This is a genomic window from Pseudoalteromonas sp. C2R02, assembly GCF_018860845.1.
GTDB lineage: Bacteria > Pseudomonadota > Gammaproteobacteria > Enterobacterales > Alteromonadaceae > Pseudoalteromonas.
Genome location: NZ_JAHKQC010000021.1, coordinates 45,502 through 69,749, shown reverse-complemented (window position 1 = coordinate 69,749; position 24,248 = coordinate 45,502). Strand labels below are relative to the sequence as shown.

26 protein-coding genes are annotated in these 24,248 nt (G+C 35.8%); 3 read left to right on the top strand and 23 right to left on the bottom strand.

Annotated features, from left to right (window positions below):
* Window positions 1-18 precede the first annotated feature (18 nt).
* Complete coding sequence (locus KO527_RS06835; protein ID WP_216039592.1) at window positions 19-1,236, top strand: HDOD domain-containing protein; 1,218 nt, start codon at window positions 19-21, stop codon at window positions 1,234-1,236.
* Window positions 1,237-1,342: 106 nt separating this feature from the next.
* Here the strand turns inward: KO527_RS06835 and KO527_RS06830 are convergent, their stop codons facing one another.
* The 10 genes from KO527_RS06830 to ccmA all read right to left on the bottom strand — a co-directional run bounded on the left by KO527_RS06830 (window position 1,343) and on the right by ccmA (window position 9,327).
* Window positions 1,343-2,077, bottom strand: coding sequence for a VacJ family lipoprotein (locus KO527_RS06830; RefSeq protein ID WP_216039591.1), 735 nt, complete (start codon window positions 2,075-2,077; stop codon window positions 1,343-1,345).
* A 12-nt stretch (window positions 2,078-2,089) separates the two neighbouring features.
* Window positions 2,090-3,409 carry a c-type cytochrome biogenesis protein CcmI gene (ccmI, locus tag KO527_RS06825; RefSeq protein WP_216039590.1) on the bottom strand — a complete coding sequence of 440 codons (1,320 nt, stop codon included), beginning with the start codon at window positions 3,407-3,409 and terminating at the stop codon, window positions 2,090-2,092.
* Window positions 3,406-3,888 carry a cytochrome c-type biogenesis protein gene (locus tag KO527_RS06820; RefSeq protein ID WP_042142886.1) on the bottom strand — a complete coding sequence of 161 codons (483 nt, stop codon included), beginning with the start codon at window positions 3,886-3,888 and terminating at the stop codon, window positions 3,406-3,408. Before KO527_RS06820 ends, ccmI begins: the two co-directional genes overlap by 4 nt.
* Window positions 3,889-3,890: 2 nt before the next feature.
* Complete coding sequence (locus KO527_RS06815) at window positions 3,891-4,487, bottom strand: redoxin family protein (RefSeq protein ID WP_252733499.1); 597 nt, start codon at window positions 4,485-4,487, stop codon at window positions 3,891-3,893.
* Complete coding sequence (locus KO527_RS06810; protein ID WP_216039589.1) at window positions 4,484-6,487, bottom strand: heme lyase CcmF/NrfE family subunit; 2,004 nt, start codon at window positions 6,485-6,487, stop codon at window positions 4,484-4,486. The genes KO527_RS06815 and KO527_RS06810 overlap by 4 nt, the downstream gene beginning before the upstream one ends.
* Entirely contained in the window at window positions 6,487-6,969 is a 483-nt protein-coding gene (ccmE, locus tag KO527_RS06805; RefSeq protein ID WP_216039588.1) for a cytochrome c maturation protein CcmE, read from the bottom strand. The genes KO527_RS06810 and ccmE overlap by 1 nt, the downstream gene beginning before the upstream one ends.
* Window positions 6,969-7,169: a heme exporter protein CcmD gene (gene ccmD, locus KO527_RS06800; protein WP_216039587.1), complete on the bottom strand. Its 201-nt coding sequence runs from the start codon at window positions 7,167-7,169 to the stop codon at window positions 6,969-6,971. Before ccmD ends, ccmE begins: the two co-directional genes overlap by 1 nt.
* Complete coding sequence (locus tag KO527_RS06795; RefSeq protein ID WP_216039586.1) at window positions 7,159-7,938, bottom strand: heme ABC transporter permease; 780 nt, start codon at window positions 7,936-7,938, stop codon at window positions 7,159-7,161. Before KO527_RS06795 ends, ccmD begins: the two co-directional genes overlap by 11 nt.
* A 67-nt stretch (window positions 7,939-8,005) precedes the next feature.
* A complete protein-coding gene (gene ccmB, locus KO527_RS06790) occupies window positions 8,006-8,692 on the bottom strand; it encodes a heme exporter protein CcmB (RefSeq protein WP_216039585.1) in 687 nt (228 codons plus the stop codon).
* Window positions 8,692-9,327: a cytochrome c biogenesis heme-transporting ATPase CcmA gene (gene ccmA, locus KO527_RS06785; RefSeq protein WP_216039584.1), complete on the bottom strand. Its 636-nt coding sequence runs from the start codon at window positions 9,325-9,327 to the stop codon at window positions 8,692-8,694. Before ccmA ends, ccmB begins: the two co-directional genes overlap by 1 nt.
* A gap of 226 nt (window positions 9,328-9,553) precedes the next feature.
* Between ccmA and KO527_RS06780 the strand changes: the two genes are divergently transcribed.
* Entirely contained in the window at window positions 9,554-11,911 is a 2,358-nt protein-coding gene (locus KO527_RS06780; protein WP_216039583.1) for a flagellar hook-length control protein FliK, read from the top strand.
* 3 nt (window positions 11,912-11,914) lie between these two features.
* Window positions 11,915-12,235: an EscU/YscU/HrcU family type III secretion system export apparatus switch protein gene (locus KO527_RS06775; protein ID WP_216039582.1), complete on the top strand. Its 321-nt coding sequence runs from the start codon at window positions 11,915-11,917 to the stop codon at window positions 12,233-12,235.
* Between the two features lie 65 nt (window positions 12,236-12,300).
* On the opposite strand, the gene KO527_RS06770 is transcribed toward KO527_RS06775, so the two are convergent.
* Genes KO527_RS06770 through flhF form a run of 13 tightly spaced genes read right to left on the bottom strand, consistent with a single transcriptional unit; the run spans window position 12,301 to window position 24,247 of the window.
* A complete protein-coding gene (locus KO527_RS06770; protein ID WP_252733497.1) occupies window positions 12,301-12,702 on the bottom strand; it encodes a DUF2802 domain-containing protein in 402 nt (133 codons plus the stop codon).
* A 45-nt stretch (window positions 12,703-12,747) separates the two neighbouring features.
* Window positions 12,748-13,242, bottom strand: a complete 495-nt coding sequence (locus KO527_RS06765) for a chemotaxis protein CheW (RefSeq protein WP_216039581.1) — start codon at window positions 13,240-13,242, stop codon at window positions 12,748-12,750.
* A gap of 37 nt (window positions 13,243-13,279) precedes the next feature.
* Complete coding sequence (locus KO527_RS06760; protein WP_216039580.1) at window positions 13,280-14,029, bottom strand: chemotaxis protein CheW; 750 nt, start codon at window positions 14,027-14,029, stop codon at window positions 13,280-13,282.
* Entirely contained in the window at window positions 14,022-14,822 is an 801-nt protein-coding gene (locus tag KO527_RS06755; RefSeq protein ID WP_216039579.1) for a ParA family protein, read from the bottom strand. Before KO527_RS06755 ends, KO527_RS06760 begins: the two co-directional genes overlap by 8 nt.
* Before the next feature lie 12 nt (window positions 14,823-14,834).
* Complete coding sequence (locus KO527_RS06750; RefSeq protein ID WP_216039578.1) at window positions 14,835-15,818, bottom strand: flagellar motor protein MotB; 984 nt, start codon at window positions 15,816-15,818, stop codon at window positions 14,835-14,837.
* A 13-nt stretch (window positions 15,819-15,831) separates the two neighbouring features.
* Window positions 15,832-16,611, bottom strand: a complete 780-nt coding sequence (locus KO527_RS06745; RefSeq protein ID WP_216039577.1) for a flagellar motor protein — start codon at window positions 16,609-16,611, stop codon at window positions 15,832-15,834.
* Complete coding sequence (locus KO527_RS06740) at window positions 16,604-17,710, bottom strand: chemotaxis response regulator protein-glutamate methylesterase (protein WP_216039576.1); 1,107 nt, start codon at window positions 17,708-17,710, stop codon at window positions 16,604-16,606. Before KO527_RS06740 ends, KO527_RS06745 begins: the two co-directional genes overlap by 8 nt.
* A 17-nt stretch (window positions 17,711-17,727) precedes the next feature.
* Complete coding sequence (locus KO527_RS06735; RefSeq protein WP_216039575.1) at window positions 17,728-19,953, bottom strand: chemotaxis protein CheA; 2,226 nt, start codon at window positions 19,951-19,953, stop codon at window positions 17,728-17,730.
* 16 nt (window positions 19,954-19,969) lie between these two features.
* Entirely contained in the window at window positions 19,970-20,752 is a 783-nt protein-coding gene (locus KO527_RS06730; protein ID WP_216039602.1) for a protein phosphatase CheZ, read from the bottom strand.
* Between the two features lie 15 nt (window positions 20,753-20,767).
* Complete coding sequence (gene cheY, locus KO527_RS06725; protein ID WP_059364952.1) at window positions 20,768-21,151, bottom strand: chemotaxis response regulator CheY; 384 nt, start codon at window positions 21,149-21,151, stop codon at window positions 20,768-20,770.
* 45 nt (window positions 21,152-21,196) lie between these two features.
* Window positions 21,197-21,916: an RNA polymerase sigma factor FliA gene (locus tag KO527_RS06720; RefSeq protein WP_216039574.1), complete on the bottom strand. Its 720-nt coding sequence runs from the start codon at window positions 21,914-21,916 to the stop codon at window positions 21,197-21,199.
* Between the two features lie 14 nt (window positions 21,917-21,930).
* Entirely contained in the window at window positions 21,931-22,788 is an 858-nt protein-coding gene (locus tag KO527_RS06715) for a MinD/ParA family protein (protein ID WP_216039573.1), read from the bottom strand.
* Complete coding sequence (flhF, locus tag KO527_RS06710) at window positions 22,781-24,247, bottom strand: flagellar biosynthesis protein FlhF (RefSeq protein ID WP_216039572.1); 1,467 nt, start codon at window positions 24,245-24,247, stop codon at window positions 22,781-22,783. Before flhF ends, KO527_RS06715 begins: the two co-directional genes overlap by 8 nt.
* Window position 24,248: the final 1 nt, after the last annotated feature.

Genomic DNA, 24,248 nt, shown 5'->3' with positions numbered 1-24,248 from the left:
GTTACAGGTTCATTATTTATGTATTTTTACGCAGCACGACAACCAATACTAGATCGCGAAAAAAAGCTTTTTGCTTATGAATTATTATTTCGCGATAGCTTAGATAATGTCTTTCCTAATATCGACGAAAATGAAGCAACTACAAAATTAATAGAAGGCAGTCAACTTGGATTAGCTGATATGACAGGTGATAAACCTGCATTTATCAACTTCACCCTTGATACACTGCAAAAACGCTATGCGACTATGTTAAATAAAGAACAAGTCGTAGTTGAGATCCTAGAAACAGTACAACCCGGTAAGCGATTACTTGCTATTGTAAAAGAGCTTAAAGAATTAGGTTATACACTTGCATTAGACGATTACATTCACAATCCTGTTTGGAAGCATTTTTATCCTTATATAGACATCATAAAAATTGATTTTTTAGAAATGGGAATGGATGAAATAAAACAAGTTATTAAAGATGTCGCACCATATAAAAATATTAAGTTTTTAGCCGAGAAAGTCGAAACTCATGAGCAGTTTCAAGCAGCGATGGATATGGGGTTTGAGTACTTTCAAGGTTATTTCTTTTCTAAGCCTGAGGTTATTCAAAGCAAAAATTTAGCGCCATCACAAATTACTTTAGCTGAACTTTTATATGAAACATCAAAATCTGAAATGGATTTAAAAAAGATATCAGAAGTATTTCAAAGAGATGTTAACTTAGCTTATAAACTATTACGTTATACCAATTCAGCGGCATTTAAGCGTAGAGCAGAAATCAGTACCATCAAACAAGCTTTAGTTGTATTAGGGTTAGCTGAACTGAAAAAGTTTTTATCTGTTTTATTTACAGCACAAGTTGCTTCAACAAAACCACCTGAGTTAATGCGTCTATCACTTACAAGAGCGCGTTTTGCTGAATGCCTAGCAATTAAGCATGGTAAAATGAAAGACACACCGATGGCCTTCCTAGCGGGTATGTTTTCATTAATTGATGGCATATTAGATCAAGATATGGCTGAAATTTTAGAGAAACTACCGCTATCAATTGAAATTAAAGATGCTATATTGAAAAAAGAAGGGTTAATTGCCGATTATTTATCTTTAGTTGAGCATTATGAACTTGCTGATTGGGAAGAAGCGAAAGTGATTTCAGAGCAACTTAGCATTGATATAAAAACAATACCAGACTCTTATCATGATGCTGTTCATTGGGCTAATACACAAATGGATGCCATGTCTAAATAGGCCTTAATTAAGTAAAAATAATAAAAAAGCTGGAATTGTTAATTCCAGCTTTTTTATTGAATACAACCTCAATAATTAAGTAACGAGTAAAATATTGAAGATTACTTTATTCTAGCTCTTCTAAAAAGTCCTCATCAAACTCTTCATCATCTTCCTCTAAAGGAGGATTTCCATCATAAAGCTCAAATAATTGTCTTTGAAGATATATCTCTTTAACAAAAATATACGGGTCTAAAGATTCGTTAAGTAATGCCTCTTGAGGAAATAGAGACGCTCTAGCCTCTAACCCTTGAATCGTATACCGTAATATTGCTTGTGGTAAACTCAATGCGATAGAAGGTATAGCAAACCCATCAACTACATCTCCTGTAATATTTCGGGCCGTACTTGGTCCATAAGCTGGTAACATTAAATATGCTCCATCATCAGCGCCCCATACACCTAAGGTTTGTCCGAAATCTTCATCAACCTGTGATAAACCTATTTCAGATGCTACGTCAAAAAGACCAAATAGACCAACAGTCGAGTTCACTAAGAATCTTGCAACACTAATACCTGCATTACCAGGTTTGCCTTGTAAAGCAGCATTGATACTGTCAACTGGCTCGCCTATATTTTCTGTTAAGTTAACCAAACCTCTACGTACCGGCTGCGGGGTAATAGCAACATAACCCACAGCTGCAGGCCTTAAAATATATGCATCTAAAACATCCATATTAAAATCATATAGCGGACGGTTTATTGTTTGTAGTGGATCTTTTTCATCTTGCTTCTCAACAGGCACTTGTGCACAGCCTATTAATGAGAATAATATTAAAAAGATCACTGCATTTTTAAACATTAACATTCCTTATTACAGTAACTGATCAATTAGGACAGTTACCTCTGGTGAATTTTTTACTTCAATTGTACCGCTTTGGCCTTGAAGCTCGCCTGCTGCAGACATTACATTTTCATCAACAGATACTCTTACAGTCACTATAACCTGCTCAAACTGTGCTAGTGATAACGCTTCAACCATCGCATTTTCTTCAGATAAAGTGACTTCTAATGGAAATCTAAATTGGCTCTGTTTCACAACAGCTAATGGCATTCTAGGTCCTGATACCGCTTTTGCAAATACAAATAAAGTCGCGTTATTAGGAATTTTATCCACTAAGTTTGCTGCAAGTGCAATTTTCACTTTAATCGCATTACTTTGTCCAGAAGAACTTTGTTCAATTTTGTTAGATGATTTTTCAACAGGTATATTTACTTGCGTATTATCAACGACTGGATGCTGAGTAGGCATTGAATTTAACTTTCCAGTCAATTCTTCTACACGAGATTTTATCATGGCATAACGCTCATCATCTTTGCTCATAGAGCCAAGTAACATATCAAATGCCGCTTTAGCTTCTAGTAAATCACCTCGTTCATATGCAATTAAACCTAATAAAGAAATAGCATCAAAGTTTGAAGGCTCTACTGATAAAATAGTCGTAAGCATTTTTCCTGCACGATTATAATCAGGCTCACCGCTTATTAGCAGCAATTGGGTATAGCTTAATAGAACAGTGACATTATGAGGGTTCAAGTTTAATGTTTTATCAAAAGCTTGCATTGCAGATTTATAGTCACCTAGTGACATACTTACTTGCCCAAGCAACATCCAAGCCATTTCATCTTCACCTTGCTTAGCAATTTTAGTTCTAAGTGCTAAAGCAAATTGTTGCAACTCATTGGCAGTTAAAGGTTCACCTTGCTGCATCATGGCACGCTTACCTAATTCAGGTAGTGCTACCTGTGCTTTTTGCCATTGGTTAAACTGATTATGATTGCCTGTTGCATAATAAAATATACAGGTAAAACTGATTAAAAATAAACTGCCAGCTAATAGTAAAGTTACGTTATTACCTTTAACATTTAAATTCTTTTCAGGAGAAAGCTCACTTAACAAACCTTTTTTTAGCTCTATTACAGCAGAATTAAAATCATCAGCACTGATTTTTGAAATTTTAACATCATCATCAAGCTCAGCTAGACGCTGATGATAAATATCAATCCGCTGTGCATTCTCACCACTTCCTTTCTCTGGAATAGGTTCACTTACTGATTTTCGAATAAATGGAATAACAACAAATATCGCACCTAATATTGCTAATAAAACCATAAAAGACCAAAGTAATATCATTGACCTGACTCCTGTTTCACTTGAGCTGAACTAGCTTGATATTTAGAAATAAGTTTCGTTAATTGAGCCTCATCTTTGTCAGACCATTTTTGCTCAACCGCTGATTTTTTTTGACGGAATATAACCGAGCCAAAACCAAACAGTACAAATAAAATTGGTACAACCCATAAAACTAAAGTTGATGCAGTTACTGGAGGCTTGTAATGTACAAAGTATCCATACCTATCAATCATATATTCAACAATAAAATCTTTTGATTTATCTAATTTTACTAATTCAATCACTTTATCGCGTAAATCCTTAGCTACAACAGCATTCGAATCTGCGATGTTTTGATTTTGACACTTAGGACATCTGAGCTCTAAGCTTAACTCTTTGAAAAGTTGCGCTTGCTGCGCATTTTTAAAGGTTTGAGCCTCTTCAACTGCAAAAGTCAATGCAGAGAAACCCATTAATACGATAAAAAGGAAATATTTCATTATTACAACTTAACCTCTTTTAATTCAGTAAACTTAGGAGCGAATTTAGCACGCCATGTACGCTCATTTAAGTCGCCAGTATGATGTAGTAAAATAACCCCTTTACTATCAACTAAAAATGTTTCAGGTGCGCCAGACACACCTAAATCAAAAGCTAAACTGCGGTTTAAATCAAATATATTGTATTGATATGGGTTACCGGTACGGGCAAGCATTTGAGATACTTCATCTCTTAATGCTTGGATATTAAACTCACCATCAAAATCAGGATCATAACCTTGCTCTAAATAAAGACCGATGATTTCAACACCGCGTTCACGTAATTTTGTAAGGTAAGGTAATTCTACTAAACATGTCGGACACCAAGTGCCCCACACATTAATTAAATAGACTTTTCCTAATAAATCTTTTTCAGACCAGTTTTTATTATCTTGCATTAAGTCAGGTAAATTAAATGCTGGCATTTCCTGACCTAAACGCCCTGTTTGTAATTCTCTTGGATTTGAAAACAAACCCTTAAATAAGAAAATACAGAGCAAGAAAAAAATAATTAAAGGTACAGCAAACATTAGTTTGCTGTTTTTAGTTTCTTCACTCATGAATTTACCTCATCAGATGTAACTGATTGAGATGATGCTTTATGCTCTTTTGTTGTTTGTGAAGCCTTTGAAGTACCTCGGTAACGTTTATCTAGTAAAATTAATAAACCTGCAAAAGACATGATCAAACCACCTAACCACATCCAGCGAATATAAGGCTTATGATAAATCCTAAGCGCCCAAGCGCCATTGCTCAGCTGTTCACCTAATGCAACATATAAGTCACGGCCTAAAGAAGCATCAATTGCCGCTTCAGTCATAAACTGCATGCCCACATTATAGCGGCGTTTCTCAGCATATAATTTAGTAACTTTTTCGCCTTCTTTATGAATACTAACCATAGCAGCATGACCTGTATAGTTTGCGCCCACTATTTCTTTAATACCATCAAAGCGGTAAACATATTCGTTTAATGTTACTGTTTCACCTGGCATCATTCTGACATCACGCTCAACTGAATAAGCCGATGTTAATGCAACACTCATAACAACACATGCAAAACCAAAATGACCACTTACCATAGCCCAATAACTATTGGTAAACTGCTTTAAACCAACGATCAAACTTGTTTGTTTGGTTGCTCTTTCTACAACGTCGAAGATAGTTGAAATGGTAACCCAAACAGCTAAAAGCACAGCTATAAATGTCATCGATGACACAACATCGTAACTTGAATACAACCAACTTGCCGTAATAACAATACTTAATAAACCTATTAGCAGTAATTTGTTTTTTAATGCATTAAATTTATTTTGTTTCCAGCGTAATAATGGTGCGATACCCAAAGCAAACGCAAAAGGAACCAGTAAATAACTAAACATTTCATTAAAGAAAGGTTCGCCTATTGAAATAGACCCCATACCAAGCTCTTTATGTACTAATGGTAATAGGGTGCCTAATAAAACAATTAAAGTTGCTACACATAACAAGATGTTATTAAACCATAACGCCACTTCTCTTGAGAATAATCGATAACGTCCAACGCTATTTACTTCAGATGCACGCATCGCATATAAGGCTAAACTACCACCTACAACGATAGCTAAGAATCCAAGTATAAACATGCCTCGCCCTGGATCTGTCGTAAATGCATGAACAGATACAAGTACACCTGAACGTACTATAAATGTGCCTAATAAACTAAATGAAAAGCCAGCTATTGCTAATAAAACAGTCCATGATTTAAATACGCCACGCTTTTCTGTTGCGGCAAGTGAATGCAACAATGCTGTTGCAATTAACCATGGCATCAATGACGCATTTTCAACTGGATCCCAAAACCACCAGCCGCCCCAGCCTAGCTCTGAGTATGCCCACCAACTCCCTAATGCAATACCTAATGTTAAGAATAACCAAGCAGCTATCGTCCAAGGTCTAGACCATTTAGCCCAAGTATTATCAAGCTTACCAGTCAATAAAGCTGCAATTGCGAAAGAGAAAGAAACAGATAACCCCACATAACCCATATATAACAATGGTGGATGAATAATCATACCAGGGTCTTGTAAAAGCGGATTCAAATCATGACCTTCAACAGGGTAATAAGGTAATAAAGATTCAAATGGGCTAGACATTAATAAGGTATAGAACATAAAACCGACACCTAAAAAGCCTAAAACACTTAATACACGTGCACGTAATGGCCAAGGTAAAGATTTAGATGAAATTGATACTAATGCAGTCCAACCGGCTTGCATTACAACCCATAAAAGCATCGCGCCTTCATGACCACCCCAAGTAGAAGTTATTTTATAATACCAAGGTAACGAGCTACTTGAATTGCTAGCCACGTACACTAAAGTAAAGTCATCTGTTAGGCTGGCATATACTAATGCAGCATAAGAAATAAAAACAAATACACATTGGCCAATAGCCAAAGCAGGTGCTGCACGCATTAACCTTAAGTTATTAGTATACGCTCCCCATAAAGGGTAGATACACAATAAAATAGATAAACCTAATGCTATGGTTAATGAGATATAACCCAACTCTGGGATCATTAGTAATCTCCTTTGGCATTATTATAAACAGGTTTTTCATGCTTAATGCCTTTTAAAGCTTCAGCAACTTCTGGTGGCATATATTCTTCATCATGCTTAGCCAATACTTCAAATGCTTCAATTGTATCTGGTGCTACAAGGTTTCCTTGCGCTACGATCCCCTGACCTTCTCTAAATAAGTCAGGTAAAATACCTTTATATAGTATTTTTACAATTGGACCTTTATCCATTAATTTAAACTCAACATGTAAAGAATTTGGATCTCTTATCACAGAACCTGGTAGCACCATGCCACCAATCCTTAATTTTTGACCAACAAAAGGTTTTTGTTTTTCAGGACCTTTACCTTCAATTAATTCAGTTGGTGTATAGAACAAGTTTATATTGCCTTGTAGTGCGTAAAGCACTAAACCAACAGCAGTTCCTAAACCAAAAACCACTGCAAGCAGTGTCATCATGCGTTTTTTTCTTCTAGGGTTCATTATTTTGACTCCTGCTTTGCTTTTTTAATACGTGCTTCACGATCTATCTGTTTAGCAACCGCATTTAAAGTACGTTGGTGACTAAGTTTACTATCTAAGAAAATACCTATTAAAATCAATGCACATGTTCCAAATGATAGCCAAACATAAAAGCCATAACCGCCCATGGCTATAAAGTCTGAAAATGAATTAAACTGCATTTTTATCTCCTACCTGACTTGCTACATTGGGAGTTTGGTTTTTAATTAAATCACGTACCCAAGGACGATGTTTTTCTCGTAACAAAATTTCATTTTTTAAACGCATCAATACAACAGCACCTACAAAAGCAGCAAATGCAAAGATATTTAACATTAATGGCCAGAACATGCTCGAATCAATCGCGCCACCATCAAACTTAGTGATTGTGGCGCCTTGATGTAGCGTATTCCACCATTCAACTGAAAAGTGAATAACAGGTAAGTTTATTGCACCTACAAGTGCAAGTATACAAGATGCACGACCCGCACTGCCTTTATCTTCAAAAGCGTTATAAAGCGAAATAACACCTAAATATAAAAATAATAAAATTAACTCTGATGTTAATCTTGCATCCCACACCCACCAAGCGCCCCACATAGGTTTACCCCATGCAGCGCCTGTAATTAACGCTATTAACGTAATCGCTGCACCTACTGGCGCAATTGCAATGACAGCTAGCTCAGCATTTCTTAACTGCCAAACCAAGGCTATAAACGCAGCGATTGCCATAGAGGAATATGCCCCCATGGATAAAATTGCTGACGGCACATGTATAAAAATAATTCTATAACTGTCTTTTTGTTGATAATCTGCAGGCGCAAAACCTAAACCCCAGACCCAACCCACAACTAAACTTATCACAGCAACAACCGCGAAATACGGCAACAAGGTATTGCACAATCGATAGGCTGTTTGTGCCTTTGCATAAGGATGTAACCACTTCCACATAACTAATCCACACTCTTTTTAAACACGACGCATTATATTGACTTGCTACAGTAATATAAAATTTAAATTAACTAACACTGACTTTTAATGCTGATGAAACAGCAAATGGTGCCATAACCAAACCTACAGCTAACATTGCACCTAAAATTGCAAGTTGAGCACTATAATCCAGCGACATTGCACTGGTATCTATTGCCGACGTTGCAAAAATAAGCACAGGAATATACAAAGGTAAAACCAATAAACTGAGTAAAATTCCCCCTTTTTGTAAACCAACAGTTAAACCAGCACCAATCGCACCAATTAAACTTAATAACGGCGTGCCTATAAGTAATGTCACTACCGCTGCCTGCATTGAATTTGAATCCAAATTCAGTAATAAACCAAACATGGGTGATAATAAAACTAGTGGTAATCCTGTGATCGACCAATGCGCTGCTATTTTAGCAATAACAATTAGCGATGTAGGATACGGGCTCATTAATAACTGCTCTAACGAACCATCTTGATAATCGTCTCTAAATATTTTGTCTAAACCCAACATAGTTGACAGTAAAGCTGCAACCCAAATAATGCCAGGGGCCATGCGTGCTAATAACTGTGGCTCAGGGCCTATTCCCAATGGAAATAAACTAATGACAATCAAGAAAAATAATAAAGGATTTATAATTTCAGAACGCTGCCTAAAAGCCAGTAATACATCTTTTTTATATACTGAAAAAAATAACTGGCGGTATGAATACTGTCTTTGCATTAAATACGGTACTCCAAAGATAATACTTTTAAATCATCAAAATGTTCTGTTAGGTCTTGATGAGAGGTTAACAAGATACTGCCACCTCTATTTAGCTGCAGCTTGAACTGCTCTTGAAGTAAGGTAACCCCTTTTTTATCAACTGCTGTAAAGGGCTCATCCAACATCCACAGCTTTGCATCTGAAATCCATAACCTAGCTAAAGCAACTCTACGCTGCTGGCCTGCTGATAGCATTCTAACGGGAATATCTTCCAAACCAACCAAACCTAAATTAGCTAATACTTCATAAACATCTAGCGAATTTTGCTTTGAAGATTGCGCGTAACCGTGAGTTTCTTGCCAAAATTGAATATTTTCAATCGCATTAAGCTGTGTATTTACACCCGTTTTATGACCTATATATAATAATTCAGAAAAAAAATTTTCTTCATCCTCTGATATATTTTTATCAAACCAAAAGCGATTGCCCTGCTCTAATCTTGTAAATCCTGATAAGATCCGAAACAATGATGTTTTCCCGGCACCATTAGGACCTTCAATTTGCATGATTGTGCCTTGAGGTAACTCAAAACTTAAGTCCTCAAACAAACAGCGGTCTTGCCTAATACAGGTTATATTTTCAACTTTTAACAACTAAAAACACTCTTAACAGCCCTAAACTTTTTAGGGGTATTTTCTTTAGGAAGTAGTCTATCATAATGGTATTACAAAGCGTAAAAGCTTTAGCTGGAATTAAGTGCAAATCGACAAAAAATTGATTTATGCCAATATTTAGTTTTATATGATGGTTTTTTATAAAGATAAAATAAAATTTAAGGTTTAAATTGTTAAATGAAACATAATAAGTAACTCACTTTATATGACTGATACTAAAGGAATTTCAAAAAATACAATTGCACAGCAGTTTTCTATAACTGATGATGCATCATCTTTACCTAAACATCTAAAATCTAACATCGCCTATGACGTCAAAAACGTATCTAGTAGCGGTTCAAAACTACAACTAGAGATTCAAATAAATGGTAAATGGGAAAAGGTATCGCTCGCCTTAGACTCAATAAACAATAAACATATTGAACTCAATGACGGTAAATTGATTATTAATGGTGATGGTTCAAAAATAACTTTAATTGCAAATACAAACAAAATAACATCACCATTAAGTACTCAAGATATATTAAAAATACTTAATTTATTTGTTCAACCAAAGGCACAAAAAGAGACTTTCATAGATAAAGGTTTTACATTAAAAGCAAACCAAGAAGTATCTCTTCTAGCAAAATTAAATAAAAACCTTAAAAATACACTGAGTATTCCTTCTCTTAAAGCAAATATTCAATTACCACCTAATATCGCAAATCAAATAAACTCGAATTCTCATATTTTGCTAAATTTACAAGAGTCAAACAAACAGATATCAGCTAAGGTATTCCTCCCAAAATCAACGTCACCGGCATTAGAACTAAAAGTGCCGATTGAAAAGGTGACACAATGGTTAAAAACAACGCCCGTTGATTTAATGATAAAAAACACGAATTCAGCAAACACTCAAATTAAGCAAAATAATAATATAGCAGTCGTAAACGCCAATATTTCAGAAAGTATTCCAAAGTGGCAAAATGCAAAGCTAATAACTCAAGGTAATATCACTCAAATCAAGTCTATTAGCCCTCCTATAACACTTAACCTAACTAAGAGTATATTTACATCATTAATGAATAATGGCGTCAAAACTGATACTGACACAAATTTAAATAAGCACACAAAAGACAGTATTCATCAAAACATAGTAATAAATGAGTCTAACAAACTTACGATTCAAAAACCTAAAGATCAAACCACTGCTAACTTAGCAATATCAAAAGGTGATAACTTTAAAGCCCCATTAGAAAAAATAGTTAATTCTTTCAAAGCTGCTTTATCGCTAAATGCAAAACAAAATGAAACACGCCAGATAAAACTCGAAATAGCCTCCCCGATAAGTGAAAACAAAAATAAACAAGTTGTAGAGACTCAAACGAGTAAAGCGATAAATGCAACAGCAAAAGATTTACCCACTCAGACACAAAAGCATCAAGTTCAACAAGCAACAATTAAAGCAACACCGAATTTACTAGAAGCTCAGCAACAATCAAACGCAACAATCAAAAAGGATATAAAGCAAGCTACTAAGCAAACAGATGTCAGTTCACTGAAGGTTGAACTAAAACCTGAACTTGAACCTCATAAAGGTAATAAGCAAATAAACTTAAACCTAATTAACAAGCTAACAACCTCACAAAAAATAAATCCAAATCAAAGGTTCGAACATCATATAGGAACTAAACAAACAACTGTTCCAAAAACTTATCCTGGTTCGACAGCACATATAAAAACAGAAAATATATTAAATATAAACAGTGACCCTGAAACTCCCGATTTAAATAAACTCGTAAACCATGCTTTTAGTAGAATGATAAATCAAACAAATGTTTCAGCAGATAAAATACGCACAGAAATATTGTCATCAGTTCAACCTAACTTATTAAATAAAACCGAGAAAGAAAATACTTTTAATAACTCACTGCAAGATCTCGCCCTCACCTTACTAACATCTCATAGTGTGAGCGAAAATGTTCAAAGTAATACGGATTTAGCAAATAAACAATCTTTAAAGTTAGATCAATTATTACAACTGATTTTCCCTGGACTTAAATTAAAAACCGCGAATGTAATAAAAGAAACAAATACAAAATCAGGGTTCGCTTTATTACAAGAGCTAGGCCAAATTCAACAAACAGTGCAACAATCTCAACAACAACTTATTCAAGGTCAATCTGTAAACAATCAAACTGATAATTTATCTAACTCCATCTTACAGTTTCTACTGCCTATGCAATTACCAGATACAGTAAAACAAACTGAAATTGATTTAGGCCATTACAAAAAAAACACAAAAAATGGCGAAGGTAAAGATGTTTGGTTTATACGATTAAACTTTAATTTTGAAGCTTTAGGACAATTACAAGCCAATGCACAATTGATGGATAAAAATGTAGATTGTACTTTTTCAAGCTTAAATCAATCATTGATAGATAAAGCACAACCCTATATTCAAATGCTAAAACAAAGGCTGATTGAACATGGTCTATCTGTTGGTAAAATGGCTATTGAGTTAACCTCAGAACGCACTAACAACAACTATAAAGCACATTCAATTATCAATATTAAGGTGTAAGTTATGGACAAAGGTGATGTTAAAAATAGTGGCAATAAATCTGCAATAGGCTTACTTTATGACGGAAAATCAGCTCCTAACGTTACAATCAAGGGCTTTGGTGATTTTGCAGATCACATTATTGAACAGGCCAAAGATAAAGGAGTTTTAATACATGAAGATAAAATGCTAGCAGATACATTAAAACAATTAGAGTTAGGACAAGAGATCCCAAAAGAACTTTATATTATTATTGCAGAGTTAATCGCTTTTTCATACGTAATGCAAGGGAAGTTTCCCCCTGGATGGCAAGGGCTTACAGGTAATTTAAACATAAAAGCTTAAATGCTCACTACTTCCAAAACGAATGAGGTAATGGAAGTAGCAGTAACTAAGCCAATCAAGTGTCTTTATTTTTGTTGATGCAAAGAGAGCAACAATTCTGCTTCAGCTCTTGGCAATTCACACTCTTTCATAACTTCGTCTAATTGTGCACCAAGCTCAACCATCTTGACTGCGCGAGAATACATTTTAGAGTCCGGATCACTATATTGCAGCGCTTGTTGGTTTTCTGATAATTCTTGACTTAGTTTCTCTTGTTGCAAAATACGTTTACCCATATTCAATAGACCACCTCGTAACTCATCTATTTCACTGCGTAAAATTGTATTTTGCTGCTTTAAATCTGAAAACCTTTTATCTAAGTCACTATTTAAAATTTTAACTTTTTTATTCGATAAAAATAAAAAAACTATAATACTGAACGAGAATACAAAGCTTATAATAGTTAAAATTAGTAAAATATTTTCCAACTCTAACAACCTATGCAATATTGACTTAATGTTAGAGAAAAAACACTAAAAGTCATTTAAATCTCTCCATTCTTCTTCACTTAATAACTTGTCTAAATCAACTAAAATCAATAATTGACCATTGCGATTGGATACGCCCTGAATAAACTTAGCACTTTCTTCTGTACCAATGTTTGGTGTACTATCTATTTCTGAACGTCTTAAATAAACTACTTCAGCAACACTATCAACTAAGATACCAATCACTTGCTTTTCGGCTTCAATAATAACAATGCGAGAGTCATCAGTTACATCTAAGCCTGATAAACCAAAACGTGTACTTGTATCTATTACAGTTACTACATTACCACGTAAGTTTATAATCCCAAGTACGTAACTTGGTGCGCCAGGAACAGGAGCTATTTCTGTATAACGTAATACTTCTTGTACTTGCATTACATTAATACCATAAGTTTCATTCTCTAGTCGAAATGTCACCCACTGTAGGACATCATCACTTGCATCTGCTGCATTTACTGATGTAATTCTTTGTTCATTCATATTCATGCTCCCACGCGATTATTTTCATTCGTGATATTTATTTTTCAAATTCTCTGCTATCTAACCCTTGCTCGAGTAATTCAGTTAATGAATCAACATCAATCAAAGCACACATTTTTTCTTTTATTAAGCCGGCTAACCAAGGGCGTTTTCCTGATTGCTCTCGCCATTTAACATCATCACTTTGTAACGTAACATTGTTAATTAAACTTTCAGCCTGTAAACCCCAACTTGTTTCACCTAGCATTATAAGATATTGATAATTTAAGCTTTCCTCAAGTTCTGTATTAAACTTTTCAGGCATAACCCATTGCGCCGTATCAATTACATTCAATTTAGTACCACGGTTTAACATGACACCTTTAAACCACTTTGGTTTAGCGAATACTTTATTTATTTCTTCAAGCTTATGAATACCGCCTAAAGACTTTAGTGGAACAGCTAAAGTGAGTCCAGCAACTTTGAAAAACAAGGCCTGAAATTCACCCGTTCGGTATTCTGCTTCTTGCTTTACACTCGCAATACTTTCTTGCTTTTGTAATTCATTTATTTCATCTACTAATATAGAGATTGTAGGTGCTTTTTCAACATCTTGCTTAGACTTAACTTTAATTTCCGCGGGTTTAGTTACTTTTTTAGTCACTTGAACTTTTTTTGGTTCAACAACTTGTTCAAGTAGCTTTTCAACTGGCTGTAATACGGCTTTATTTAATACCTCATCTTCTGTTAACAGAGCAGTAAGGTATTGCTTCATTATTTGTTCATTAGCAAATAAAGGTTTATTCATTGATTGCCTCAGAGCAAGTTTTTTTATCGAGCTTTAATAGATGTTCTAATAATGTCATATATGCATAAACCCCTCTTGCCTTGGGACAATAGATTACCGGTGATTTCATCGCTAAGCTGGCATCTCTAAATTTAGTATCTATTGGGATCACCCCTGGCCATACTTTTTCATTATATGTTGCTCGTAATGTTTTATACGCCTCTAATGAAGCTTTAGTGCGCTTATCATACATGGTAGGAATGATCGTATATTGATATTTCTTAGATTGTGAGCTTTGCATTAACTGCATTGTTCTCATCATGCGATCTAAACCTTTTAAAGCTAAAAACTCTGTTTGTACAGGGATCAAAACTCTTTCACTTGCCGCCAACGCATTAACCATCAAAACGCCTAATACAGGAGGGCAGTCTAAAATGGCATAATCATATTCATCTGCAATTTTGGCCAAAGCTTTAGTTAAAATTAAGCCCATACCACTTTTATTACCCATGCTACGATCTAAAGTTGCTATCGCCATGGTTGCAGGTAAGATATCTAAATTTTCCATTGTTGAAGGACATAAAGCTTGCAATATCTCTTCTTTATTCATACCTTTACTTCGAGAGAAAACATCGTACACACTCACTTCTAATTCTTCAGAATCAATGCCAAAATAATAGGTGAGTGATGCATGAGGATCAGTATCAATGAGTAATACTCGCTTACCTTGAGATGCAAGAATGCCACCTAAAGTTACTGTGGTAGTTGTTTTACCTACACCACCTTTTTGATTCGCAACTGTCCAAATTTTCAAACTTGATCCTTTCTACTGCTCTTTTTCTCGAGTTGTAATTCTTATCCCACCATCAGGTAAATTAATAATCTTGATAGTTTTATCATCTATTGCTTGCTGTTCTATTTTTTTTAATTGAGCTTCTAATTCTTGTTTATCTTGTTCTGGATTTTCTGTGGCAATCACCAGAGAATTACTCTGGGAAAACATTCCAAACTTTGAAAGTGCAATTACTACCTTTCTATTTTCTGCACGCCCTTTCGGTGAGGTATTGCTGGCAAATGGTGCGTATTGCCCATAACCTTCAATCGCCATTCTTGCTGGATTAATCCCCTCACTCTCAAGTGCTAGGAGCATTTGCGTGGCACGACTGACTGATAACTGCCAGTTAGAACTAAATACTTCATTATTGATAGGCTGATTATCAGTATAACCCCTAACGCGAATGTAATTTTCTACACCATTGATTACATTATAAACTTTAGAAACAACTTGCTCAATTGCAGGGGTGGAAGCCGAGCTGCCACTTCCAAATAACAAACCTGAATTAAGCTCTATTGTTAACCAATCTTGATTTAACTCTAACTTAGCTTGCCCTTTTTCAATTTCATCCGATAGCGCAGTTTTTAGATCTTGTTCTAGCGAATCTAAAGGGCTTCCTAGCTTTTTTTGTTTTAGATTAGCTAAATCACCAAAACCATCAACTAACTCAGGACCTTTTTCCTCATTAATGATTGAATTACCATATAATACAAACTCAGTATCAACCGAATTTTTTGTTAACAGCCCTTCGCCTTTAACCCCCGCATCTTGCTGTTCATGCTGATTAGCGGTTTTATCAAATACTTGCTCAAGTGAGTCTGATAAAATCTTAAATTCATTTTCATTGGTAATAGCCAAAGAATATAAAACCACAAAAAAAGCAAACATGAGTGTCATATAATCGGCATAAGAAACTAACCAACGATCTAAATTTTCATGGTTATTTTCTGATGCAGATTTACGATATCGCCTCATAATACTTAGTAGCTCAACTTTTTATAATCGTGTTTACTTGAGAGTAATGCTTTTGTGTTTGATATGCAGAAAGCTTTAATTCTATATTACTAGGACTCTCTCCTTGTAATATAGACAACATACCTTCGGCTAGTAATTCATGGTACATCATCTGCTCTTCTACAATATATTTGAGCTTATTTGCAACTGGTAAAAAAAGTAAATTAGCAAAACCCACACCATAAATTGTTGCAACAAATGCCGTTGCGATCCCTGCTCCAAGTAACTCAGGCTCTTTAATAAAGTTCATAGCTTGTATTAAGCCTAAAACAGCGCCTAAAATGCCAATTGTCGGACTATACCCGCCCATAGCTTCATAAATTTTTGAAGATTTAATTAAGGCTTCTCGGTGTAAAATAAGTTCAACTTCCATTGTCTCTCGAAATTGCTCAGGTGCAACACCATCAATCATCATATTAAGACCCTTAGAAACAAAATAATCTTTACTATTTAAAGCTTCATTTTCTAATGATAAATAACCGTCTTGACGTGCTTTATTTGACCATGACTTTATTTGAGAAATGCCCTTATCTACTGGATAACTCGGCGGTATTATTATCCAGGTAAACATTTTTATTCCTTGCAGGAAAATTCCCGCAGGAGATTGCAGCATAACAGCACCTAATGTGCCGCCTATTACAATCAAAAGGGCTGAATAGTTCACTAAACTTAATAATAATCCACCTTCAAACCAATAACCAAAACCAATTGCAAATATAGCAATTAACAAGCCTGAAATTGATAGTTTATCCACAACCGACTTCTCTTGTTATGCGACTCGCGACATCTGGCAATGCAATACTTGCTTCAGCAAGCCCTGCGTTGGCAACCGCTTGAGGCATACCATATACAACACAGGTTTTTTCATCTTGAACCCATATCTTAGAGCCTGCTTGTTTTAACAATCTAGCACCATCTCTACCATCAGCTCCCATGCCAGTTAATACGATGGCTAAAACCGAATCTGTGTAGCTTTTTGCCACACTTGCAAACGTGATATCAACACTCGGTTTATAAGTGACTCTGGTTCCTTCGTCTTCATAAATTCGTATCTTTTGGCCAGTTCCTCGACCTTCAACCAACATCTGCTTACCACCAGGTGCTAAATAAGCGGTGCCAGCTTTTAATGCCTCACCATTTTGCGCTTCTTTCACTTGAATTTTACATAAGGAATTCAGACGAACTGCAAATGCAGGCGTAAAAGCAGCCGGCATATGCTGTATTAAAAGAATCGGATGAGGGAAGTTTGATGGTAACTGTGTCAGTATACTTTGTAGTGCAACCGGTCCCCCTGTTGATGTACCAATCGCTACTATTTTATATGTTTTTCCTGAAGCTCTTACATCTTGCGTTGTTTTTCTTCTAGTCTCAAAGTTATTCTCAGCAGGTTTTACTAGGCGAGATTTAATAACTGGCTTTTCTACTGCGGATGGTTTTCTTACAAAGCGACTTAGTCTTCGTCGACCTATCTCCTTTACCTTTTGTTGCAATAATTTAATTGCTTCTTCTTTATCTCGCGCTATATCTTCAAACTTTTTAGGTAAAAAGTCTAAAGCACCCGCGTCAAGTGCATCAAAAGTTGCACTTGCGCCATGGTGCGTTAAAGAAGAAAACATTAATATTGGCACCGGAGATGCCTTCATTATTTGTTTTACTGCGCTGATACCATCAAGTATAGGCATTTCAACATCCATAGTAATCACATCAGGTTTTATTTCAGCCGCTTTTTCAACCGCTTCTTTACCATTATTTGCTGTATCGATTACTTCTAATTCTGGATCTTGATTTAATATTTCACTGACTCTTCGTCTAAAAAAACTTGAATCATCAACAACTAAAACTTTAATTGTCATTCAATTTACTCATTTAGTTATTTTACTTTGCCAGCATAGTGCTTTAATAAATTAGGTACATCTAGTATTAGAGCAATTCCACCATCAGACGTTATTGTAGCACCTGCCATACCAGGAGTTCCTTGTAACAAAGCATCTAAGGGTTTTATTACTACTTCTTCTTGACCTATTAATGAGTCAACGGCAAAGCCTATTTGCTGCGTTCCTAATTGAACGATAACAACATGTCCATCTCCACTACGTTGATCTGCTATTGAAGCTGGGTTTTTAACAAGCCAACTTTCAAGATAAAATAATGGAATTGCCTTATCTCTAACAATAATCGTTAATTGACCATCAACTATATTTGTTTTCGATAAATCGAGATGGAATATTTCATTTACACAGGCTAAAGGAAGTGCGAATGTTTGTTCTTCAACAAGTACCATTAATGTTGGTAATATTGCTAAAGTCAGTGGTACTTTAATTTCTAATGTTGTACCTGTACCTCTTTGAGATTCAATATTTATTGAACCATTAAGCTGAGTGATTTTTGTTTTAACAACATCCATACCCACACCACGACCTGAAATATCAGATATTTCTTCTTTGGTCGAAAACCCTGGTGCAAATATTAAATTAAATGCTTCATTGTCAGTCATTCTTGATGCAAAATCGGCATCAATAACACCTTTGCCTATTGCAATATCTTTTAGTTTATCTGGATCCATACCTGCACCATCATCTTCGATGGTTAAAAGTATATGATCACCTTCTTGGGAGGCTGAAAGTGTAACTGTACCGGTTCTTGACTTACCTGTTGCTTCACGTTCATCTGGCATTTCAATACCATGATCAACTGAATTCCTAACTAAATGCACTAAAGGATCTGCAAGTGCTTCAACTAAGTTTTTATCTAAATCAGTATCTTCCCCAACTAATTGAAGGTTAATATCTTTTTTCAAGCTACGTGCTAAATCACGAACAACGCGAGGAAAACGACCAAATACCTTTTTAATAGGTTGCATCCGTGTTTTCATCACAGCACTTTGCAAATCAGCTGTCACAACATCAAGATTTGAAATTGCCTTATTCATGCTTTCGCTACTATTAGTCGCACCTAGGCTTACTAATCTATTTCTAACTAAAACAAGTTCACCAACCATATTCATTATTTGATCAAGACGTTTAGTGTCTACTCGAACCGTTGTTTCAGCTTGTACTGCAGGAGATTTAGCTGCTTGTTTTTCTGCAGCTGGTTTTGATACTGGTTTAGGCTTTTCTTCTGCTTTTGCTTGTGGTTTTGCTACCGGTTTCGCAACTGGTTTTTCTACTTTTTTCTCAACTTTAGGTTTACTTGCAACTGCAGGTTTTTGAGCTGGAGTTGGCTCGGACTCTACCGCTTTAGGACCCTGTCCTTTGCCATGAAGTTCATCTAATAAAGCTTCAAATTCATCATCTGAAATATCTTCAGAATCTGAACTCGCTATAGGCGTACTTTCAACGACATTACTTTTCTCTTCTGGAGCTGCACTTTGGGTTTCACCAAACGAGCCAACACCATGTAACTCGTCTAATAAATTTTCAAATTGATCATCTGTAATATCGCCATCAGGTGCATCATTTGTGATTTCTGGTGCCGCTTTTGACTCTTCAGCTACAGGGCCTTTTCCTGCTCCATGAAGTTCATCTAATAAGCTTTCAAATTCATCTTCTGATATATCATCAATATTTGAATCATCTGAACTTGTATCATCCATATCAAACAATACGTCATCAAAATCAGAGCTTAAATCTTCTTCAGGGCTTGGTGTGACAGAATTTTCTACTTCTGGAGCTGTGGCTTCTTGAGGAGATGAAGCTTCGCCTTCACTTTGAGGTTTGCAAAGGTCATGCATCGCTTTTAGCAAATTAGGATCGGCCGCATCTGGTTGCTCACGATTTTGTATACAAGCAAACATAATATTTATACAATCTAGCGCTTGTAAAATAACATCCATTAATTCTGGAGTGACACTTATTTGCCCTTGACGTAAAATATCAAAAACATTTTCGGCACCATGACAAGCATCAACAAGCTCTGTCATTGCTAAAAATCCAGCGCCACCTTTGACAGTATGAAAACCTCTAAATATTGCATTTAATAAATCAGCATCTTCAGGGTTATTTTCTAATTCTATAAGCTGCTCAGATAATAATTCGAGAATTTCTCCGGCCTCAACCAAAAAATCCTGCAAAATATCTTCATCTAGTTCAAAACTCATGCAGCAGTTCTCCCTTTTAGAAACCTAAACTTGATAATAAGTCGTCAACATCATCTTGATCTGATACAACATCATCACGTTCTAATGCATCTATAATCGGACCCTCTGCAACTTGATCTAATTCTTTTTCAACTTGTAGAGATGATTCTATATTTTTTTCTTCAATAACTTCTTTTACAGGTAACTCACCATCAATTGGCGAGCCAAAAACTTTCAACATATGAATAAGGCTTTCTTCAACTTCACGCACAAGCTCTATCACTCTGCGAATAACTTGCCCTGTTAAATCTTGAAAATCTTGGGCCATTAAGACCTCTGTCATTAAGCCTTGTAGCTTTTGAGTATTACCCTGCGTATTTAAAATAAACGAATCTAACCCATGACATAAGGATTTAAACTCGCCTAATTTAAGGTCGCGACTCATAAGTCGATCCCATGAAGGTTTAATGTTATCAAGTTCGCTTGTTAGCTCATCAGCTATTGGTAAACCTGCTTCTATCGCATCCATGGTTTTATTCGCAGCTTGCTCTGTCATTTTTATGACATAATTTAAACGCTCTTTTGCATCTGGTAATGCGTCTTGCGTTAAATCGGTAAGCTTTGAATCTAACTGAAAGTTATTTAATGAGTCATGTAATTGACGAGTTAACTTACCAACCTCTTCAAATAGCTCAGATTGCATTTGTGTTGTTATTTGCAATAGCAATTCATCAGCTTGTGCTTGTTCATTACTTTCAAGTAATGATACAAGTTGTCTAGCTTGTTCAAGTGTAATTTGAGGTGAATCAGTTGAAATTATTAACTCATCCATAATTTAACCTAAGCGCTCAAACACTTTTTCTAATTTAGTTTTAAGCGTGCCAGCTGTGAAGGGCTTAACAATATAACCATTAACGCCAGCTTGTGCAGCAGCTATTATTTGTTCTTTTTTAGCCTCAGCAGTTACCATTAATACTGGTATATGCTTTAAGCTATCATCAGCTCGAATCGCTCTTAGTAAGTCTATACCTTGCATACCTGGCATATTCCAATCGGTTACTACAAAATCAAACTCTTGGTTTTGTAGCATAGGTAGTGCAGTACTACCATCATCTGCTTCTTGGACATTAGTAAAGCCTAAGTCTCTTAGCAAATTTTTAATGATTCTTCTCATAGTAGAAAAGTCATCAACTACAAGAACTTTCATATTTTTATCCAAAACATCCTCCTGTGAGGTACGAACTCAAGGTTACAACCACTTTATTTAAACCCAGTCACTGATTTTAGCTTTAAGCCTTATCATTGCCTGTCCATGTATCTGACTAACACGAGACTCACTTACATCAAGTATTTGTCCAATCTCTTTTAAATTCATTTCTTCATTATAGTAGAGAGATAATACAAGAGCATCTCTTTCAGGCAATGTTTTTATTGCCTTTACTAATGAAACATTAAACTTATCATTTTTTATTGACGCAAAAGGCGAATCACTTGATGATTTATCCGATGATATTTGCAGCACATCTTCATCAACACCGAGATCTTCTATTCCTAGAATTTTACCTGAATTCACATCATTAAGGATATGATGGTATTCATCGAGTGTAATATCAAGTTTTTCAGCAACTTCTATGTCTTTTACTTCTCGGCCTAGCTGAGATTCTAATTCTGAAATGGCTTGAGCAACCTGGCGACTGTTTCTGTGAACAGACCTTGGTACCCAATCGCCTTTCCTAATTTCATCTAGCATAGCACCTCTGATTCTTATGCCACCAAATGTTTCAAAACTAGCGCCTTTTGTGCCATCAAAGTTTTTAGCAGCTTCAATCAAACCTATCATGCCTGATTGAATTAAATCATCCAACTGCACACTTGCGGGGAGTCTCGCCAACATATGATAAGCGATACGCTTAACTAAAGGCGTATGACGCTCTACAACTTGTGCAATATGGTTATTATCACTGTATCCGGCTACTTTATTCACTAACAAAAATGCCTTTAGCGGTTTACTAATTTTTCAATAAAAAATTCCAGATGCCCCGAAGGCTGATTTGGAATTGGCCATTTAGCTGCTTTTGTAGCTAAAGTCTTAAATGCGATTGCGGCGGGAGATTTAGGAAAAAGGTCAACAATTGTTTTTTGCTTACGCGTTGACTTTCTCATATTTTCATCAAAAGGTACTGTTGCCACTAATTCTAATGAAACGTCTAAAAACCTATCTGTTACTTTAGACAGCTTAGCAAATAGTTCTTGCCCTTCTCTTAAACTTCTTACCATATTTGCAATAATTTTAAACTTATAAACACCATGTTCTCTGCTTAATATCTTAATTAAGGCATATGCATCTGTAATTGAAGTTGGCTCATCACACACCACCATTAACACATCTTGTGCTGCACGAGAAAAGCTTAATACCATTTCAGAAATACCTGCTGCAGTATCAACAATTAATACATCATAATCGGCATTAAGTTCACTAAATGCACGAATTAACCCTGCATGTTCTGAAGGTGAAAGCTCAACCATCGTTTGCGAGCCTGATGTTGCAGGCACAATTCTAATGCCGTGAGGTCCCTCAACTAAAATATCTTCTAATTCACACTCGCCAGAAAGCACGTGTGATAAATTTTTTTCTACACGTAGACCTAGCATGACATCACAGTTAGCTAAACCTAAATCGGCATCTAATACAAGAACACGTTTACCTTGTTGTCCCATGGCTATTGCCATATTCAAAGAGACATTTGTTTTACCTACGCCGCCTTTGCCGCCAGTTACTGAGATTACTTTAACTGCATTATTATTCTGTTTCATTTTACGCAGGCCACTTGCTTGATCCATAACTGTATTAATCATACATTCCTACTGTTTGAGATTCTACCGTTGAATCTCTGTGATATTGTGCGTTAGTCTTTTTAGCATACAATTGTTCTGCTTTTTTAACCAATTTTTCAGCATTTGCAACTCGAATGTCTTCAGGTACGCGCTGACCATTAGTAAGATACCCTATCGGCAGACGATTTTGAATCGCAATACTGATAATTTCTCCTAAACTTAGACATTCGTCAAGTTTGGTGAAAATACAACCACTTAACTGTACCTTTTTAAAGTGTTTTACTGTTTCTTGCAAAACGCCCATCTGTGCCGTAGCACTTAAAACCAAATAACTACGGATATCAACTCTAACATTTCTCATTAATGTATTTAACTGTTCGGTCAGACGTAAATCTCTTTGACTCATTCCAGCCGTATCTACTAATACTAGTCGCTTACCACGTAAATGGTATAAAACTTCAGCTAATTCATTAGCATCTTTAACTTGCTTGACTGGACAACCTATAATTCGGCCATAAGTTGCAAGTTGTTCATATGCACCAATACGATAGGTATCCGTTGTAATTAACGCAACTTTATCAGCGCCAAATTTTTGTGCTCCTAAAGCTGCAAGCTTTGCGACTGTCGTTGTTTTACCAACACCTGTTGGCCCTACAAGTGCAAAAACTCCGCCTTGGCGTAATATTTCATTATTCGTTGTATAAAGCTGGCTTTGTACCATTTCTAACAAAGCTTCCCATGCTTTTTTTTCTGATACATCATCAGGAATAAAACATGCCATTTGATCTGCGACATCATCATTGATGCCCATGCCTTTAAGTCTTTCTATCATATATGCACGAGTTGGGTCTCTGCGCGCTAAATCTTGTGTCATTAAACCTGATACTTGATGCTCTAATAATTGGCGAATTGCAGCCATTTCATCTTGCATCGCTTGCATTTCTTTATTATTTTGCTCTTTTATCTCTTTATGTTCTGATTTAACAGCTTTTTTCTCTGGAGCATTTGACTTGTTATACCAAGGAGATTCAAATGAATCATCATTTATTTCCTCGATAGGTTCATCAAACTTGTTATTAAACATATTTGACTGTTCGTTTTCTCTAGACTGAGTAGACTGTCTATTTAATAAGGCCTCTAAACTATCCGCAATTTTTGCTTCAGGCTCAGGTTTTGCTGCTAATGGTTTAGGGCGAACAAAGTTATTAACCTTTGAACTATATTGTGAGGCCATTTGTGAGTGAGCGTTTAGATTTGCACGTGTTCTTGTCTGATTAGCCAGATGCTGTGCAGCTGGTGTTTCAACTCGAGCTGCAGGCTTAGCCTGAGCTGGCGTTTTGTCGTAATCAACGGCAGCAACGATTTCAACACCATCAGCCATTTTTTTATTTGACATAATAACAGCATCTACACCTAGCTCTTCTTTAACTTCATTCAGTGCTGTGCGCATATCTTTTGCAAAAAAACGTTTAATCTTCACA

Coding starts and splice junctions, on each gene's coding strand:
- KO527_RS06835 (WP_216039592.1), top strand. CDS start 19: ATGTATTTTTACGCAGCACGACAACCAATACTAGATCGCGAAAAAAAG.
- KO527_RS06830 (WP_216039591.1), bottom strand. CDS start 2,077: ATGTTTAAAAATGCAGTGATCTTTTTAATATTATTCTCATTAATAGGC.
- ccmI (WP_216039590.1), bottom strand. CDS start 3,409: ATGATATTACTTTGGTCTTTTATGGTTTTATTAGCAATATTAGGTGCG.
- KO527_RS06820 (WP_042142886.1), bottom strand. CDS start 3,888: ATGAAATATTTCCTTTTTATCGTATTAATGGGTTTCTCTGCATTGACT.
- KO527_RS06815 (WP_252733499.1), bottom strand. CDS start 4,487: ATGAGTGAAGAAACTAAAAACAGCAAACTAATGTTTGCTGTACCTTTA.
- KO527_RS06810 (WP_216039589.1), bottom strand. CDS start 6,487: ATGATCCCAGAGTTGGGTTATATCTCATTAACCATAGCATTAGGTTTA.
- ccmE (WP_216039588.1), bottom strand. CDS start 6,969: ATGAACCCTAGAAGAAAAAAACGCATGATGACACTGCTTGCAGTGGTT.
- ccmD (WP_216039587.1), bottom strand. CDS start 7,169: ATGCAGTTTAATTCATTTTCAGACTTTATAGCCATGGGCGGTTATGGC.
- KO527_RS06795 (WP_216039586.1), bottom strand. CDS start 7,938: ATGTGGAAGTGGTTACATCCTTATGCAAAGGCACAAACAGCCTATCGA.
- ccmB (WP_216039585.1), bottom strand. CDS start 8,692: ATGCAAAGACAGTATTCATACCGCCAGTTATTTTTTTCAGTATATAAA.
- KO527_RS06780 (WP_216039583.1), top strand. CDS start 9,554: ATGACTGATACTAAAGGAATTTCAAAAAATACAATTGCACAGCAGTTT.
- KO527_RS06775 (WP_216039582.1), top strand. CDS start 11,915: ATGGACAAAGGTGATGTTAAAAATAGTGGCAATAAATCTGCAATAGGC.
- KO527_RS06765 (WP_216039581.1), bottom strand. CDS start 13,242: ATGAATGAACAAAGAATTACATCAGTAAATGCAGCAGATGCAAGTGAT.
- KO527_RS06760 (WP_216039580.1), bottom strand. CDS start 14,029: ATGAATAAACCTTTATTTGCTAATGAACAAATAATGAAGCAATACCTT.
- KO527_RS06750 (WP_216039578.1), bottom strand. CDS start 15,818: ATGAGGCGATATCGTAAATCTGCATCAGAAAATAACCATGAAAATTTA.
- KO527_RS06740 (WP_216039576.1), bottom strand. CDS start 17,710: ATGACAATTAAAGTTTTAGTTGTTGATGATTCAAGTTTTTTTAGACGA.
- KO527_RS06735 (WP_216039575.1), bottom strand. CDS start 19,953: ATGAGTTTTGAACTAGATGAAGATATTTTGCAGGATTTTTTGGTTGAG.
- KO527_RS06715 (WP_216039573.1), bottom strand. CDS start 22,788: ATGATTAATACAGTTATGGATCAAGCAAGTGGCCTGCGTAAAATGAAA.